Annotated in this window: 12 protein-coding genes; 10 read left to right on the forward strand and 2 right to left on the reverse strand. The window is 68.5% G+C overall.

Translation table 11 applies throughout. The features are described from left to right. Positions 1-2: 2 nt before the first annotated feature. The 3 genes from kdsB to U1H99_RS22470 all read left to right on the forward strand — a co-directional run bounded on the left by kdsB (position 3) and on the right by U1H99_RS22470 (position 3997). The gene (gene kdsB, locus U1H99_RS22460; protein ID WP_323143931.1) at positions 3-761 is read left to right on the forward strand and encodes a 3-deoxy-manno-octulosonate cytidylyltransferase; all 759 of its coding nucleotides are present in this window, start codon (positions 3-5) and stop codon (positions 759-761) included. Between the two features lie 224 nt (positions 762-985). Beyond that, on the forward strand, positions 986-1642 hold the full coding sequence (gene adk, locus U1H99_RS22465; RefSeq protein ID WP_323143932.1) for an adenylate kinase: 657 nt from the start codon (positions 986-988) through the stop codon (positions 1640-1642). A gap of 147 nt (positions 1643-1789) precedes the next feature. After that, positions 1790-3997, forward strand: coding sequence for a sodium-translocating pyrophosphatase (locus tag U1H99_RS22470; protein WP_323143933.1), 2208 nt, complete (start codon positions 1790-1792; stop codon positions 3995-3997). A 45-nt stretch (positions 3998-4042) separates the two neighbouring features. On the opposite strand, the gene U1H99_RS22475 is transcribed toward U1H99_RS22470, so the two are convergent. Then, positions 4043-4579 (reverse strand): DsbA family protein, encoded by a 537-nt coding sequence (locus U1H99_RS22475; RefSeq protein ID WP_323143934.1) that lies wholly within the window; start codon positions 4577-4579, stop codon positions 4043-4045. Between the two features lie 279 nt (positions 4580-4858). Between U1H99_RS22475 and U1H99_RS22480 the strand changes: the two genes are divergently transcribed. Beyond that, the gene (locus U1H99_RS22480) at positions 4859-5050 is read left to right on the forward strand and encodes a hypothetical protein (protein ID WP_323143935.1); all 192 of its coding nucleotides are present in this window, start codon (positions 4859-4861) and stop codon (positions 5048-5050) included. 3 nt (positions 5051-5053) lie between these two features. Here the strand turns inward: U1H99_RS22480 and U1H99_RS22485 are convergent, their stop codons facing one another. Further along, a complete protein-coding gene (locus U1H99_RS22485; RefSeq protein ID WP_323143936.1) occupies positions 5054-6352 on the reverse strand; it encodes an acetyl-CoA hydrolase/transferase family protein in 1299 nt (432 codons plus the stop codon). 167 nt (positions 6353-6519) lie between these two features. Here U1H99_RS22485 and U1H99_RS22490 point away from each other — a divergent pair, with 167 nt between their 5' ends. The 6 genes from U1H99_RS22490 to U1H99_RS22515 form a co-directional block, all read left to right on the forward strand. Then, positions 6520-7287 (forward strand): hypothetical protein, encoded by a 768-nt coding sequence (locus U1H99_RS22490; RefSeq protein ID WP_323143937.1) that lies wholly within the window; start codon positions 6520-6522, stop codon positions 7285-7287. Between the two features lie 103 nt (positions 7288-7390). After that, the gene (locus U1H99_RS22495; RefSeq protein WP_323143938.1) at positions 7391-8158 is read left to right on the forward strand and encodes a 3-hydroxyacyl-CoA dehydrogenase; all 768 of its coding nucleotides are present in this window, start codon (positions 7391-7393) and stop codon (positions 8156-8158) included. A gap of 176 nt (positions 8159-8334) precedes the next feature. Next, positions 8335-10134, forward strand: coding sequence for a gamma-glutamyltransferase (gene ggt / locus U1H99_RS22500; protein ID WP_323143939.1), 1800 nt, complete (start codon positions 8335-8337; stop codon positions 10132-10134). Positions 10135-10194: 60 nt separating this feature from the next. Further along, positions 10195-11367, forward strand: a complete 1173-nt coding sequence (locus U1H99_RS22505; protein ID WP_323143940.1) for a patatin-like phospholipase family protein — start codon at positions 10195-10197, stop codon at positions 11365-11367. Continuing rightward, on the forward strand, positions 11364-15617 hold the full coding sequence (locus U1H99_RS22510) for a hybrid sensor histidine kinase/response regulator (protein WP_323143941.1): 4254 nt from the start codon (positions 11364-11366) through the stop codon (positions 15615-15617). Before U1H99_RS22505 ends, U1H99_RS22510 begins: the two co-directional genes overlap by 4 nt. Before the next feature lie 17 nt (positions 15618-15634). Then, on the forward strand, positions 15635-16255 hold a 621-nt coding region (locus U1H99_RS22515), incomplete at its 3' end, for a response regulator (protein ID WP_323143942.1).

A 16255-nucleotide genomic window follows, 5' to 3' on the forward strand; every position in this document is an offset into this window, starting at 1 on the left:
GGATGGGTTTCGTCGTCATCATCCCGGCACGCCTGGCATCGACCCGGCTGCCGAACAAACCCTTGGCCGACCTCGGCGGCAAGCCGATGATCGTGCGCGTCGCCGAGCGCGCCCAGGCCTCCGGTGCGCAGCGCATCATCGTCGCCACCGACCATGCCGACATCGCCGCCGCCTGCGCCGCACACGGTATCGAAGCCTGCATGACGCGCGCCGACCATCCGTCGGGCACCGACCGCATCGCCGAGGTGGCGCGCACGCTGCAGCTGGCGCCGGAGGCGGTGGTGGTCAACCTGCAGGGCGACGAGCCGCTGATCGACCCGGCGCTGCTGGCCGCCTGCGCCGCGCGCATCGGCGCCGGCGTGCCGATGGCCACCTGCGCCCATCCGCTGTCGTCCGCCGAGGACGCTTTCAACCCGAACGTGGTCAAGGTCGTGCTCGACAAGGCCGGACGGGCACTCTACTTCTCGCGGGCCACCATACCCTGGCACCGCGACGGCTTCGCACAGGACCGCGCGGCTTTGCCGCCGGGCTACGTGCCACTGCGCCATATCGGCCTGTATGCGTACAGCAATGCCTTCCTGCAGCAATACCCGCAGCTGGAAGCGTCGCCACTGGAAGCCATCGAAGCCCTGGAGCAACTGCGCGTGCTATGGCACGGCGTCCCCATTGCGGTGCACGTCACCGCGGAAGCGCCCCATGCCGGTGTCGATACGCCGGAAGACCTGGCGCGGGTACGGCTGCATTACCAGGGCAGTCACTGAATTTGATACTGCCGGTTTTGATCATCTTGGAAACACCAATCTGACCAGTCTGCGCCAGCGCAACTGGTCGATCAATCGCCCCCTGCCAGTGGCTTTCAGGGGTGCTTTTGTGGTAAGTTCCGTGTCAAGCTAGGCAAATATGCATCAGAATTAGCATCAAACGCGCACTCCGTGCACCATAACGGTGCCCGTTGTCGTTTATAAAACTATTAGGAAAATCCTTCATGCGTCTCATTCTCTTAGGAGCCCCCGGTGCCGGTAAAGGTACCCAGGCCAACTTCATCAAAGAAAAGTACAACATTCCCCAGATCTCCACCGGCGACATGCTGCGCGCGGCGATCAAGGCCGGCACCGAGCTCGGCCTGGCGGCGAAAAAAGTGATGGACGCGGGCCAACTGGTATCGGACGACATCATCATCGGTCTGGTCAAGGAACGCCTGAAGGAAGAAGACTGCAAGAACGGTTACCTGTTCGACGGCTTCCCGCGCACCATCGCGCAGGCCGACGCCATGAAGGACAGCGGCGTGAACATCGACTACGTGCTGGAAATCGACGTGCCGGACGAGATGATCCTGGAGCGCATGACCGGCCGCCGCAGCCACCCGGCGTCGGGCCGCGTCTACCACGTCAAGTTCAACCCGCCGAAAACCGAGGGCGTCGACGACGTCACCGGCGAGCCGCTGGTGCAACGCGACGACGATAAGGAAGAAACCGTCGCCAAGCGCCTGGCCGTGTACCACAACCAGACCGAAGTGCTGCTGGACTACTACAACAAGTGGGCGCAATCGGGTCTGCCGGGCGCACCGAAGTACCGCAAGATCACGGGCGTGGGCCCGGTCGAGCAGGTGCGCGACGCCGCGTTTGCCGCGCTGTCGGAGTAAGCCCGCAAAAAAATAAGCGCCGGATGACGTTGTGCCATCCGTCCAGGTTTTTGGATCAAAGTTTTGCAGTACGCAGGTAGGCTGGCCGGGCAGGATGCGGCCTTTCGAACGTGTGGTGTTGCTTGATCGAAGACAGGGAGGACGACAATGGCATCCACGCAGCTCATGTTCGCCGTCGCGTGCGGCGTCATCGCGGTATTGTATGGATTGTGGTCGCGCAGCTGGATCCTGCAACAGGATGCCGGCACCGGCCGCATGCAGGAAATCTCGCTGGCGATCCAGCAGGGGGCGTCGGCCTACCTGGCGCGCCAGTACCGCACCATCGGCATCGTCGGCATCGTGCTGCTGGTCGCCATCTTCTTCCTTCTCGGCAGTGCCACGGCATTCGGCTTCCTGGCCGGCGCCGTGCTGTCGGCCGCGTGCGGCTTCATCGGCATGAACGTCTCGGTGCGCGCCAACGTCCGCACCGCCCAGGCCGCGGCGAACGGATTGGACAAGGCGCTGAACGTCGCCTTCCGCGGCGGCGCCATCACCGGCATGCTGGTGGTGGGGCTGGGGCTGCTCGGGGTGTCGCTGTTCTACTGGTTCCTGGTGGCGCGCGCCGACGCTGCCTTGTCGACCCATGACGCCATCCAGCCGCTGGTCGGGCTGGCCTTCGGCGCCTCGCTGATCTCGATCTTCGCGCGCCTCGGCGGCGGCATCTTCACCAAGGGTGCCGACGTCGGCGCCGACCTGGTCGGCAAGGTCGAAGCCGGCATTCCCGAGGACGATCCGCGCAATCCCGCCGTCATCGCCGACAACGTGGGCGACAACGTCGGCGACTGCGCCGGCATGGCGGCCGACCTGTTCGAAACCTATGTCGTGACCCTGGTCGCGACCATGCTGCTGGGCGCGCTGATGGTACCGGAGGCAGGTGTCACCGTCGGCGGCGCCGCCATGCTGTATCCGCTGCTGCTGGGCGGCATCTCGATACTGGCCTCCATCGTCGGCTGCTCGCTGGTGAAAAACCGGGCCGGGCACAAGATCATGTCGGCGCTGTACACCGGCCTGTGGTGGTCGGCCGGCCTGTCGCTGCTGGGCTTCGCGGCGGTGACCTGGCTGGCGTGGCCGAGCGGCGCCATGCGCTGGCCGATGCTGGGTTGCGCGCTGGTCGGCATCGTGCTGACCGCGTCGATGGTCTACATCACCGAATACTACACGGCCACCGAATTCAAGCCGGTGCGCCATATCGCCGAGGCATCGACCACCGGCCACGGCACCAACATCATCGCCGGCCTCGGCCTGTCGATGAAGGCCACCGCCTATCCGGTGCTGGTGGTATGCGCGGCCATCCTGGTCTCGTACCAGATGGGCGGCCTGTACGGCATCGCGATCGCCGCCACGGCGATGCTGTCGATGGCCGGCATCATTGTCGCGCTGGATGCCTACGGCCCGATTACCGACAACGCCGGCGGCATCGCCGAGATGAGCGGCATGCCGGACGACGTGCGCGCCGTCACCGATCCGCTCGACGCCGTGGGCAACACCACCAAGGCCGTCACCAAGGGCTACGCCATCGGTTCGGCCGGATTGGCGGCGCTGGTGCTGTTCGCCGACTACACGCATGCGCTGGCCTCGCGCGGCACCCACATCAGCTTCGAGCTGTCGGACCCGATGGTGATCGTCGGCCTGTTCATCGGCGGCCTGGTGCCCTACCTGTTCGGGGCGCTGGCGATGGAAGCGGTGGGACGGGCGGCCGGGGCCGTGGTGGTCGAGGTGCGGCGCCAATTCCGCGACATCGTCGGCATCATGGCGGGCACCGGCAAGCCGGAATACGACAAGGCGGTCGACATGCTGACCGCGTCGGCGATCCGCGAGATGGTGCTGCCCTCGCTGCTGCCGGTGCTGGTGCCGGTCGCGGTCGGGATGCTGCTGGGGCCGGCCGCCTTGGGCGGCCTGCTGATGGGGACCATCGTCACCGGCCTGTTCGTGGCGATCTCGATGACCACCGGCGGCGGCGCCTGGGACAACGCCAAGAAGTACATTGAAGACAACCACTACGGCGGCAAGGGGTCGGATGCGCACAAGGCCGCCGTCACCGGCGACACGGTGGGCGACCCCTACAAGGACACGGCCGGGCCGGCGGTGAATCCGCTGATCAAGATCATCAACATCGTGGCGCTGCTGCTGGTGCCGCTTCTGCCGGCCGGCGGCTGGCTGGCCGTCACCGAACCGGCCGTCGCCCAGATCCGCAGCGCGCCGGCAGCCGCATCGGCCACGGCACCGCCAGCGCAGCCTGCGGTTGCCGCGCGTAGGGTGGGCGGCTCAAGCGCCGCCGACGAATCAGCCGCAACGGTCGCGCCGCCCACGCGGTGATACGTAGCCTACGGTCCGTCGGGCACGCAAGCGGAGGACCTGCGTTTACCGCTGTAAGGCCTGGCGCAGGGCCGCTTCAAGCGAATCCCGGTCCGAATCGCCGGGGTAGTGCCTGCCGTTGATGAAGAAGGTCGGCGTGCGGTCCGCGCCATCGTGGCGGGCGCGCGCCAGGTCGGCCTGCACGCGTTGACGGTGGCGCCGTTCCTGCACCTCGCCGGCAAAGCGGTCGACGTCGAGGTCGACGCTCTCGCCCAGCACGGCCAGGTCCTGCGGGTCCGCGACCTGGTTCTGCTGCTCGAACAGCGCGTCGTGCATTTCCCAGAACTTGCCCTGGCTGGCCGCGGCCTCGGCCGCTTCCGCCGCCAGCTCGGCCAGCGGGTGCAGGTCCGACAGCGGGAGGTGGCGGTACACCAGCCGGATGCCGCCGGCTTCGTTGCCGAGTTCATCCATCAGCTCCGTCAGCGCAAAGTGCGCCCGCGCGCAGTACGGGCACTGGAAATCGCCGTATTCGATCAGGGTCACGGCCGCATCCTGCGGGCCGCGTACGTGTTCGTCCTTGCCGATCTCGTCGACTCGTTGCATGGTTTCTCCAATCCGATTCCGAATGATGAAGGCAGCGCAATGGGTGGGCATGCGCCGCCGGATGGGTTCATCATGGCACGCCGGTGCGGATTGCTGGCGCAGCTTTCGACTGGGAAATTACTGTCAAAAAAGCATCAATCTTGCGCCCAGGGCGGCAGAACTGCGGTAGAGTACCCCCATCAGCGGCGGCTTGTGCTCCCGTTCTCATGGTTGCTGCATCGGTCGAGCCCGTAATACGTCTGGCCCCGCGTCCTGTTACCAACCAAATGGAGATTCACCATGTCGCACTACGACGAGAACAATGGCGCTCCCGGCGTCCGCAGCACCGGGCCGGACGATACCCGCCTGCCCGAGGCAACCCGCGCCATGGCCGATACCGACAGCGAATTGACGGCGCTGCGCCGCAACCTGCTGCTGTACGGCACCGCGGGCCAGCCGGCGCGCAGCCGCGTGGAGGTGCACGCGAACTGAGCCTTAAAACACGCACATCCCGTCAGCCTGCTCGCGCAGCCACGGGCGAAAGTCGGGATGGGCGATCGCGATCAGCGCCTGCGCGCGCTGGCGTGCCGACTTGCCGCGCAGCTGGGCCACGCCCCATTCGGTGACGACGTAGTTGACGTCGTTCTTGCTGGTGGTGGCGTGGGTGCCGAGCGCCAGTGTCGGCACGATGCGCGAGATCGTGCCGTCCTTGGCCGTCGACGGCAGCACTATGAATGACTTGCCGCCGCGCGAGCGGTTGGCGGCGCGCACGAAATCGACCTGGCCGCCGGTGCCGGAATAAGGCAGGTGGCCGATGCTTTCGCTGCCGCACTGGCCCAGCAAATCGACCTGCAGGCTGGCATTGATCGTCACCAGTTTGTCGTTCTGGCCGGCGATGTATGGGTCGTTGGTGAAGTTCGACGGATGCATTTCCAGCATCGGGTTGTTGTGCATGAACTCGTACAGCTTGCGCGAACCGAGCGCAAAGGTCGCCACCATCTTCCCCGGCAGCAGGGTCTTCCTGCTGTTGTTCACCGCCCCCGATTCCACCAGCTTCAGAATGCCGTCGCCGATCATCTCGGTGTGGATGCCGAGGTCGCGCTTGCCGGTGAGTTGCATCACCACCGCGTCCGGGATGCCGCCGTAGCCGATCTGCAGCGTCGACCCATCCTCGATCTGCTCGGCGACCAGGCTGCCGATCGCTTCCTGCAACGGGCCGATCGTGGGCAGGCCGACTTCCAGGATCGCCTCTTCGCTTTCGACCAGCGCAGTTACCTGGGAAATGTGCACGTGGCATTGGCCATGGGTGAAGGGCACGTTCGGGTTCACTTCCAGTACCACGGCGCGTGCCTTGGCGACGGCCGCCATCGTGTAGTCGGTGCCGAGGCTGAGCGCGAAGTAGCCGTGCGGGCTCATGCTGGACGCCATGGCGAACACCACGTCGGCCGGCATCAGGCCGCGCTCGATCAGCGCCGGGATCTCGGAAAAGTAATTCGGGATGAAGTCGCACCAGCCGCCCTGGCCACCGGCGCGCGAGGCGCCGCCGAAGAACAGCGCGGCGTGGCGCACGTGGGGGCGGCAGCCGGGGTCGAAGTAGCCATACTTGCGCATGGCCAGGATTTGCGCGACCTGGACGTCGTTGAAGCGCCGGCACTGCGCCGACAGTGCGTGCAGCAGGCTCGGGGGCTCGCCGACGCCGGTGGGCACGATGATCATGTCGCCGTCGCGCACGTGGTTCAGGGCATCGTCGGCGCTGCCGCGTTTGGCGCGGTACATCTCCTGCAGAGTTTGCATGCTTGTCTCCTGTGGCTTTTATTTTGGTGCCGCATCTGTTTCCAGCATAGCAGGATGGCCCCGGGTATCGACGCCGATTCGCGACAGCAATCCGACACGCGCGCCGGGTTCCGTGGCCGCGTCCGATAATGGCGGCAACACATGCAGGCAGAGACGCAGGAGGCGATATGGCAACCGAAGGATCGATGGCAGCACCCTGGAAGGCGGCCGCCGTGCTGCTCGCGCTGTGCGCCACCTGGCAGGTGGGTCCGGCCCAGGCGCGGCCGCCCCAGGCAGGGCAGGGCCAGGCGCAGTCCCCCGCTGCGAGCGAACAGAGTGCCGCCACCGGGCGCCAGGCCCGCAAGACCGAGCAAGCGAACCGCGCCGCCGCCGTCGAGGACGAGACCAGCACCGCCGCGCAGGCCGCCCGCACCGCCCAATCGGAGACGGCCCAGTTCGAGGCGCAGGCGCGCCGCAATGGCGCCACCACCGGCGCAGCCGCTCCCTCGTATGGCCCGACGCTGGCGCCACGCACCCAGGAAGCGCGCGATCCGGCGCGCAAGGATCCGGCCGAAGTCCACGACGAAACCGACAGCCTGGCCCGCCCGGCGCCGGCCCAGCCCGCCAACCCGGCAGACGCGCAGCGCCGCACGACCAACTCCAACCTGCGCCGCCCCGCCTGGCAGCCGGCCGCCGAACCGGCGCCGCCGCGCCCGCTGCGCTCGGCAAACGCTGGCGCCAACACCGTTGCACCCGCAGTGCCGGTACCGGTACCGGCCCAGGCGGTGCCGCCAAGCCCGGCCGGACCGACGCGCAGCATCATCGCCGGTTGCCAGGGCAATTCCTGCACCGACACCGCCGGCAGGCGCTACAACGGCATCGGCACCGGCAATGCCGGCGTCAACAGCAGTGGACGGCTGTGCACCCGCAGCGGCGTCAGCGTGCAATGCTTCTGACGGGCGCATGGCGGTCGACGCAAAAGCTCGCTACAATCCGAGGATGACGTTTACGTAAACGTCAAATGAGTCTAATAAGAACGACAACCTTGGAGAAGACAGCATGCAAATCCAGAACAATGTATTCATCGTGAGCGGCGGCGCCTCCGGCCTCGGCGCCGCCACCGCGCGCATGATCGTGCAAGCCGGCGGCAAGGTCGTGCTGGCCGACGTGCAGCTTGACGCGGGCACTGCCCTGGCCGCCGAACTGGGTGAACAAAATGCGCGGTTCGTCCAATGCGACGTCACCTCGGAAGCCGACGGCCAGGCCGTGGTCGCCGCGGCGCTGGCGCTGGGCTCGCTGCGCGGCCTGGTCAACTGCGCCGGCGTGGCGCCCGCCGTCAAGACCGTCGGCAAGGATGGCCCGCACCCGCTGGACGCCTTCCAGCGCGCCATCAGCATCAACCTGGTCGGCACCTTCAACATGTGCCGCCTGGCGGCCGACGCGATCGGCAAACAGGACGGACTGGAGCACGGCGAGCGCGGCGTGATCATCAATACCGCCTCGGTCGCCGCCTTCGACGGCCAGATCGGCCAGACGGCGTATGCCGCCTCCAAGGCCGGCGTGGCCGGCCTGACGCTGCCGATGGCGCGCGACCTGGCGCGCAGCGGCATCCGCGTGATGACGATCGCTCCCGGCATCTTCGAGACCCCGATGCTGATGGGCATGCCGCAGGAAGTGCGCGATTCGCTCGGCCAGATGGTGCCGTTCCCGCCGCGCCTGGGCATGCCGGCCGAGTACGCGCACCTGGCAAAAGCCATCATCGAAAACGTGATGCTGAACGGCGAGACCATCCGCCTGGATGGCGCGATCCGCATGCAGCCGAAGTAAGCGGGGCATAAGCAAAGGCGCCGCGCAGGGCAAGGCCGCACCGTCGTCGGGCGCGGCGCACCCTTATGCAGCGGAAATTGCTCGTCCTGATCGATCTGGCAATTTCGGGTAGGATGTTCTGTGGTATGGCGCGCGGCTCAGGCCGCGCGCGTCGTTTTCATGACCGGAGAATCCTTATGACCCTGAAGTTGCCCGTCCTCGCCCTGTCCCTCGGCGCCGTCTTTGCCACCCTTGCCGGTGGCACCGCCTTTGCCCAGGACGCCGCCCAGGCCCTGCAGAAGGCCCCCGAAGCCGCCAGCGGCTGGCACGAGAAGGCCGGCTGGGCCGCGCGCAAGAACATGGTGGCGGCGGCCAATCCACTGGCCGTCGAAGCGGGCTACGAGATGCTGAAGCAGGGCGGTACGGCGATCGACGCCGCCATCGCGACCCAGCTGGTACTGACCCTGGTCGAGCCGCAATCGTCGGGCATCGGCGGCGGCGCCTTCCTGGTGTACTACGACGGCAAGAAGGTGCAGGCCTTCGACGGCCGCGAGACCGCGCCCTCGAAAGCCGACGAGCACCTGTTCCAGCGCCCGGACGGCACGCCGCTGTCGCGCACCGAAGGCATCGTCGGCGGCCGCTCGACCGGCGCCCCGGGCGTGCTGCGCATGCTCGAGCTGGCCCATTGCCAGCACGGCAAGCTGGCCTGGAAAACGCTGTTCGAGCCGGCCATCCGCCTGTCCGAGAACGGCTTCAAGGTCAGCCCGCGCCTGAACAGCCTGCTGGCCGGCGACCCCTACATCGGCAAGGACCCGACCGCGCGCGCGTACTTCTATGCGCCCGACGGCAAGCCGTGGCCGGTCGGCCACGTGCTGAAGAATCCGGAATTGGCCAAGACCCTGCGCGAGATCGCCGCGGGCGGCGCCGACGTGTTCTACAAGGGCCGCATCGCGCGCGACATCGAAGCCAAGGTCAAGGGCCACCCGACCAATCCGGGCCTGCTCACCGCGGCCGACATCGGCGCCTATCAACCCAAGGTGCGCGAACCGGTCTGCAACGATTACCGCGCCTACACCGTGTGCGGCATGCCGCCACCGTCCTCGGGCGGCATCGCGGTGGCGCAGATGCTCGGCATGTTCGAGACGCGCGACATGAAGTCGCTGGCGCCGACCAACGGCATCCCCGGTACCGAGGCCGTGCACGTGTTCTCGGAAGTGGGGCGCCTGGCCTACGCCGACCGCGACCGCTACGCCGCCGACACCGACTTCGTGCCGCTGCCGGGCCGCGGCCTGCCGGCGCTGCTCGACAAGAATTACTTGAGCCAACGGGCGGCGCTGGTCAAGGAACGCTCGATGGGCAAGGCGCAGGCCGGCAATCCGCCGGGCGTGGAAATGGCGTGGAACTGGGGCCTGGACAATTCGATCGAGGCCCATTCGACCTCGCACGTGGTGGCGGTCGACGAATACGGCGCCGGCCTGTCGATGACCACCAGCGTCGAGGATGCCTTCGGCTCGCGCCAGATGGTCGACGGCTTCATCCTGAACAACCAGCTGACCGACTTTTCCTTCGATTCGCGCGACGCCCAGGGACCGATCGCCAACCGCGTCGAAGCCGGCAAGCGGCCGCGCAGCGCGATGAGTCCGACCATCGTGTTCGACCGCAAGACCGGCCGCTTCGTCGAGGCGGTCGGCTCGCCGGGCGGTCCGCTGATCATCAATTACGTGGCCAAGGTGCTGGTCGGCACCCTCGACTGGGGTCTCAACATGCAGGAAGCGATCGCGCTGCCGAATTTCGGCAGCCGCAACGGCCCGACCGAGCTGGAGAAGGGACGCTTCCCGGCGGCCGAGATCGCCGAACTGAAGGCGCGTGGGCACGGCATCAGCATCGGCGAGCAGACGTCCGGGTTGCAAGGCGTGCAGCGGATCGAGATCCATGGGGTGCCGCTGTGGTTCGGTGGCGCCGACCCGCGGCGCGAAGGTGTCGCAAAAGGAGATTAATTAGTTAGTAAAAGACTATTTATTCACCGCAAGCACAGCATTGTTTGCTAACCTTGCCGTGTGGATATTGCGCATAAAACCGGGCTGATCCTTAGTGGAGGCGGTGCCCGGGCGGCCTACCAGGCCGGGGTCTTGCAGGCGATTTCCCGCATCCTGGCGGAGGCGGGCTGGCCGGCCGCGCGCAATCCGTTCGCGATCGTGTGCGGCACCTCGGCCGGCGCCATCAATACTACCGGCCTGGCCTGCCGTGCCGACGACTTCGGCGATGCCGTCGACGGCCTGTGCGCCACCTGGAACGATATCGCCGCGCACCAGGTCTACCGCGCCGATTCGATTGCCGTGCTGCGCTCCGGCGCACGCTGGCTGTCGCTGCTCTCCTTCGGCTGGCTGCTGCGCAGCTGGCACGCGGCGCCGCCCAATTCCCTGCTCGACAACACGCCGCTGGCCGGCCTGCTGCACCGCATGCTCGACCTGCCGCGCCTGGACGCCGCGCTCGAGGCCGGGCACCTGGATGCGCTGGCCGTCACCGCCTCGTCCTACAGCGGCGGCAACCACGTTACCTTTTACCAGAGCGCGCGCCCGGTCGAACCGTGGCGGCGCCACCAGCGGGTCGCGCTGGCCAACCAGATCGGCGTCGAGCACCTGCTGGCGTCGAGCGCGCTGCCTTTCATCTTTCCGGCGGTGCCGCTGTACCTGGACGGGCGCCTCGAATACTGCGGCGACGGCTCGATGCGCCAGCTGGCGCCGATCTCGCCGGCGATCCACCTCGGCGCGACGCGGGTGCTGGTGGTCGGCGCCGGGCGCATGAGCGAATCGGAGGAGCGCACCATGGACAGCGCCCGCGTGCGCTATCCCAGCCTGGCGCAGATCGCCGGGCACGCGCTGTCCTCGATCTTCCTCGACAGCCTGGCGGCCGACATCGAGCGCCTGAACCGCGTCAACCAGACCCTGGCCATGCTGCCGCGCGAGCTGCTGGCGCGCACCCCGCTGCGCCCGGTGGCGCTGCTGGTGATCGCGCCGTCCGAGCGCCTCGACGACATCGCCGCCCGCCATACCCACGACCTGCCGGGGCCGGTGCGCACGCTGCTGGCCGGGATCGGCGCCACCGAGGCGCGCGGCGCGGCGCTCGCCTCCTATCTGCTGTTCGAGCCGGGCTACACGCGCGAACTGATGGCGCTGGGGCGGGAAGACACGTACGCCCGGCGCGACGACGTACTGGAGTTCTTCGCATGATCCGGCGCTTTCTTTTCGCCACGCTGGCATTGCTGCTGGTGTTGCTGGCACCGGCGCAGGCCGCCCCGGTGCCGACCCTGCGCTTCGAGCACCTGTCGGTCGAAAACGGGCTGCTCCAGGAATCGGTCCTGGCGATCGTGCAGGATTCGGAAGGCTTCATGTGGTTCGGCACCCAGTCCGGCCTGTCGCGCTACGACGGCTACCGTTTTACCAGCTACCGCAACGTCATCGGCGACCCCAAGACGCTGATCAACAACTGGGTGCGCGTGCTCTACGTCGACCGCAAGGGCCGGCTGTGGATCGGCACCGACGGCGGCCTGGACCGCTTCGAGCCCAGCACCGGTTCCTTCACCCATTTCCAGCCGAGCGAACCGGCCAAGCGCGGCAACGGCAACCGTCACATCCGCGCCATCCTCGACGACGGCAAGGACGGCTTGTGGCTGGCCACCGCCGACGGCTTGCAGCATTTCGACATCGGCAGCGGCCGCTTCACGATCTGGCACCATGTGCCGGGCGTGGCCGACAGCCTGGCCTCGGACAAGCTGACTTCGCTGGCGCTGGATGCGCGCGGGCGCCTGTGGATCGGATCGTCGCTGGGGCTGGACAGCCTGGGGCCGGACCGGGCCCATTTCCGCCACCACCCGTCGCCGCAGGGCGGCGCCTACGACGTCATCCAGGCGCTGCTGGTCGACCCCGAGCAGCACCTGTGGGTCGGCAGCATGGGCGGCCTGGAGCGCCTGCCGCTGGGCCAGTCGGGCGAGCTGCACCGCTTCGGGCTGGGGGAGGGCATGCCGGCCGGCGAGATCAGCGTGCTGTACCAGGACGCCGGGCGCCAGATCTGGGTCGGTTCGCACGACCGCGGCCTGTACCGCTGGCAGGCCGCGGCCGGCACCTTCGCCCACCATCCGCACCGCATCACCGACAGCTACAGCCTGGGCGACAACCAGGTGTCGGCGCTGTACGCCGACCGCGTCGGCACTTTCTGGGTCGGCACCTGGTACGGCGGGGTGTCGCGCGCCGACATGGGCAGCGGCGGCTTCGCGCGCATCGTGCGCGGCGAGGATTCGCCTATCGCGCTGGAAGACAACAAGGTGCGCGGCATCGTCGGCGACAGCGCCGGCAAGCTGTGGCTGGCCACCAACGGCGGGCTGCACCGCTTCGACCCGGCCAGCGGCGAGGACACGGCCTGGCGCCTGGCGCCCGTGACCGCCGGCCTCACCGGCGACGCCATGGCCACCGCGGTCGCGCTCGGGGCGGACGGCGCGGTCTGGGTCGGCGCCCGCAACGGCCTGGCGCGGCTCGACCCGGCCAGCGGGCGCATCGCGCGGCGCAGCCTGTCGAAGGACGTCGATGCCAACAACGTGCGCAACCTGCTGGTCACGCGCGACGGCGTGGTGTGGATCGCCAGCCGCGGTGGCCTGCACCGGCTGGATCCGCGCAGCGGCGGCATCCACGGCGCGCTGACCACCTGGCAGCACGACCCGGCCTCCAGCACCAGCCTGGCCGACAACGTGGTGCGGCCGATGCTGGAAGACCGCCAGGGGCGGCTGTGGGTCGGCACCTTCGACGGCCTCGACCTGCTCGACCGCGCCAGCGGCAGGTTCCGCCATTTCCGCCACGACCCCAACGACGCGGCCAGCCTCAGCCACGACGAAGTACATTACCTGCTGGAAGACCGCCACGGCACGCTGTGGATCGGTACCGCGGTCGGCCTGAACAAGATGGTGATCGCGACTGACGGCACCCCGCGCTTCCAGCGCTACACGCGGCGCGAGGGCATGGAAGACGACGCCGTCGCCGCGCTGCAGGAAGACCTCGACGGCTTCCTGTGGGTCAGCACATCGAGCGGACTGTCGCGGCTGGACCCGGTCAGCGGCATCTGGCGCAACTACAACTCGGCAGACGGCACCATCGAAGGCGCCTATTTCGACGCGTCAAGCCTGCGCACGCCGGACGGCACGCTCTACTTCGGCGGCAACAACGGCATCACCGCCTTCAACCCGCGCGCCCTGCACGACAACTCGATCGCGCCGCGCGCGGTGATCACCGGGCTGCAGATCTTCGGCCAGCCGGTGCAGCTGGCCCACCCCGGACTGCTGCAGGGACCGATCGAGCGCGTCGGCGGGGTCACGCTGCCGGCGTCGGACTCGGTGTTCTCGCTGGAATTCTCGGCGCTGCACTTTGCCGCGCCGGGCCGCAACCGCTTCGCCTACCGCCTGTCCGGCTTCGACCAGGAGTGGATCAGCGCCGACGCCGGCAAGCGCTTCGCCACCTATACCAACCTCGATCCGGGCACCTACAGTTTCGAGGTGCGCGCCGCCAACAAGGACGGCGTGTGGAGCGACGCCGCTGCCAGCATCGATATCACCATCCTGCCGCCGTACTGGAAGACCTGGTGGTTCCGCAGCCTGGGCGCGCTGCTGGTGGGCGGCATCTGCTACGGCGCCTACCGCGTGCGCCTGGATGGCCTGCGCCGCCAGAAGGACCTGCTCGAGCACCAGGTCGGCGTGCGCACCGAAAAGATCGAGCAGCAGAACCGCCTGCTGGAGCGCCAGACCGAGGAGCTGCGCGAGCAGCAGCGCCAGGTCCGGCGCCGCACCGACGAGCTGGCGCGCGCCAACAACGCGCTCAAGGAAAACGAGGAGGGCCTGTACCTGGCCAAGCAGCGCGCCGAGGATGCGACGCGCCAGAAATCCGAATTCCTGGCCAACATGAGCCACGAGATGCGCACCCCGCTGGCGGGCGTGATCGGCATGCTCGGCTTCGCGCTGCGCGACGGGCAATTGAAGGCATCCACGCGCGAGCAGATCCTGCGCGGCCAGGCGAACGCCGAGTCGCTGCTGGCGATCATCAACGACCTGCTCGACTTTTCCAAGATCGAGGCCGGCAAGCTGACCATCGAGCACATCGACTTCGCGCTCGACGAGACCATCGGCCAGGTGGTCACGCTGTTCGAGGAGCAGGCCGGGGCCCTCAGCGTCGGCTTCGCGCTGCACCTCGACCCCGACCTGCCGCGCTTCGTGGAAGGCGATCCGACCCGGCTGCGCCAGATCCTGGTGAACCTGGTCGGCAATGCCTTCAAGTTCACCCACAGCGGCCAGGTCACGGTGCGTGTCGAGCGCCGCCAGCAAGACCAGTGGGATGCGGCCGGCCGCAACATGATCCGCTTCTCGGTGGAAGACACCGGCATCGGTATCGCCGCCGATGCGCTGCCGCGCCTGTTCCAGCAGTTCGAGCAGGCCGACGCCACCACCACCCGGCGCTACGGCGGCACCGGCCTGGGCCTGGCGATCTGCCGCCAACTGGTCGACCTGATGGGCGGCAGCATCGGCGCCGTCAGCACGCCCGGCTCCGGTTCGACCTTCAGCGTGCTGCTGCCGCTGGCCGACGGGGTAGCGCCGCCGGTGCTGTCGGATGCCCCGCGCCAGCCGCACACCCACCGCCTGCGCGTGCTGTGCGCCGAGGATTACCCGACCAACCAGATCATCGTGCGCATGATGCTGGAAGAGCTGGGGCACCAGGTCGACGTGGTCGACAACGGCCTGCTGGCGGTGCGGGCCTGCGCCCACACGCGCTACGACATGATCCTGATGGACGGCCGCATGCCCGAGATGGACGGCGCCAGCGCCACCCGCCTGATCCGCGAAGGCGGCTCGCGCGACGCGCCGGTGATCGACCAGCACCTGATGATCGTCGCGCTCACCGCCAACGTCAGCGAGGAAGACCGCTCGCGCTACCTGGCCTGCGGCATGGATGCCTTCCTCACCAAGCCGATCGACGACACCCAGCTGCACTATTACCTGACGCGCGCCATCGAACGCCAGCTGCAGCGCGGCATTCCGCTGGCGCCGATGCCGCCGCGCGAGACGCGTGCGCCTGCGGCAGGCGCCGCGCCGGTGCCCAGCACCGCCGACCTGGATGCAATGTTCGGCGTGTTCACCGGGGCGCTGCCGGACGCGCCCGCACCCGCGCCGACCGGCCTGCAGGAGCGCATGCGCAGCGCCTTCACGGCCGACCTGCCGCGCCGCCGCGCCGACCTGCAGGCGGCGCTCGACGCCGGCGACCCCGATGCCGCCGGCCGCCTGCTGCACGGCATGCGCGGCAGTGCCGGCTACCTGGGCGAGGACGGCCTGCACGCGCTGTGCGGCGAACTCGAACGGGAAGCCGACGCCGGCCGCCTCGACAACGTGCGGCGGCGCTTGCCGCAGCTGCTGGCATTGCTCGCGCGCTTCGAGGCCAGCACCGTATGAGCTCATTATAATGTGCCATGAAACAATATTTTGAAGAAGATGCCAGGCGTGTCCTGATCGTCGACGACGACGTGGTGTCGCGCATGGTGCTGATGCACCTGGTCGACGGCGCCGGCGCCTTTGACGTGCTGGAAGCCGAGGATGGCGAGGAGGGCTGGACCCGGCTGCTGGAGGGGGCCGCACCCGCGATCGTGTTCTGCGACCTGCGCATGCCGCGCCTGTCGGGCATGGAATTGCTGGCGCGGGTCCGGGCCGACGCCCGCTTCGCCGGCTTGCCCTTCGTGCTGGTGTCGGCCGCCGGCGACGCCGCCAGCATGGAGCAGGCGCTCAGCCTCGGCGCCGACGGCTACATCGTCAAGCCCTTCGACCATGCCCGGGTCAGCGAGCACCTGGGGCGCCTCGCGCCATCCGGCGGTGCTTCCGCCGCGGAAGACCCGCAGGCGACCGCGCGCCGCCTCGGCATCGACAACGCTCGCCTGCTGCTCTACCTCGGCGGCCTGCAGCGCCAGCTGGCCGGCGCCGCCGCCGACATCCCGCAGCTGCTGGCCGGCGACCAGGACGCAGCCTTGGCGCAGGCGCGCGCGCCGCTGGCGGGGCGGGGCCCACGCTGCGCCCCGCGCGGCCGGCCTGGGGGGGCG

It is taken from the genome of Massilia phyllosphaerae (genome assembly GCF_034659755.1).
GTDB lineage: Bacteria > Pseudomonadota > Gammaproteobacteria > Burkholderiales > Burkholderiaceae_D > Telluria > Telluria phyllosphaerae.

What these genes read in the sequence shown, in the direction of transcription:
- kdsB (WP_323143931.1), top strand. Translation starts at nt 3, where the DNA reads ATGGGTTTCGTCGTCATCATCCCGGCACGCCTGGCATCGACCCGGCTG.
- U1H99_RS22490 (WP_323143937.1), top strand. Translation starts at nt 6,520, where the DNA reads ATGGCAACCGAAGGATCGATGGCAGCACCCTGGAAGGCGGCCGCCGTG.
- adk (WP_323143932.1), top strand. Translation starts at nt 986, where the DNA reads ATGCGTCTCATTCTCTTAGGAGCCCCCGGTGCCGGTAAAGGTACCCAG.
- U1H99_RS22510 (WP_323143941.1), top strand. Translation starts at nt 11,364, where the DNA reads ATGATCCGGCGCTTTCTTTTCGCCACGCTGGCATTGCTGCTGGTGTTG.
- U1H99_RS22495 (WP_323143938.1), top strand. Translation starts at nt 7,391, where the DNA reads ATGCAAATCCAGAACAATGTATTCATCGTGAGCGGCGGCGCCTCCGGC.
- U1H99_RS22480 (WP_323143935.1), top strand. Translation starts at nt 4,859, where the DNA reads ATGTCGCACTACGACGAGAACAATGGCGCTCCCGGCGTCCGCAGCACC.
- U1H99_RS22475 (WP_323143934.1), bottom strand. Translation starts at nt 4,579, where the DNA reads ATGCAACGAGTCGACGAGATCGGCAAGGACGAACACGTACGCGGCCCG.
- U1H99_RS22470 (WP_323143933.1), top strand. Translation starts at nt 1,790, where the DNA reads ATGGCATCCACGCAGCTCATGTTCGCCGTCGCGTGCGGCGTCATCGCG.
- ggt (WP_323143939.1), top strand. Translation starts at nt 8,335, where the DNA reads ATGACCCTGAAGTTGCCCGTCCTCGCCCTGTCCCTCGGCGCCGTCTTT.
- U1H99_RS22485 (WP_323143936.1), bottom strand. Translation starts at nt 6,352, where the DNA reads ATGCAAACTCTGCAGGAGATGTACCGCGCCAAACGCGGCAGCGCCGAC.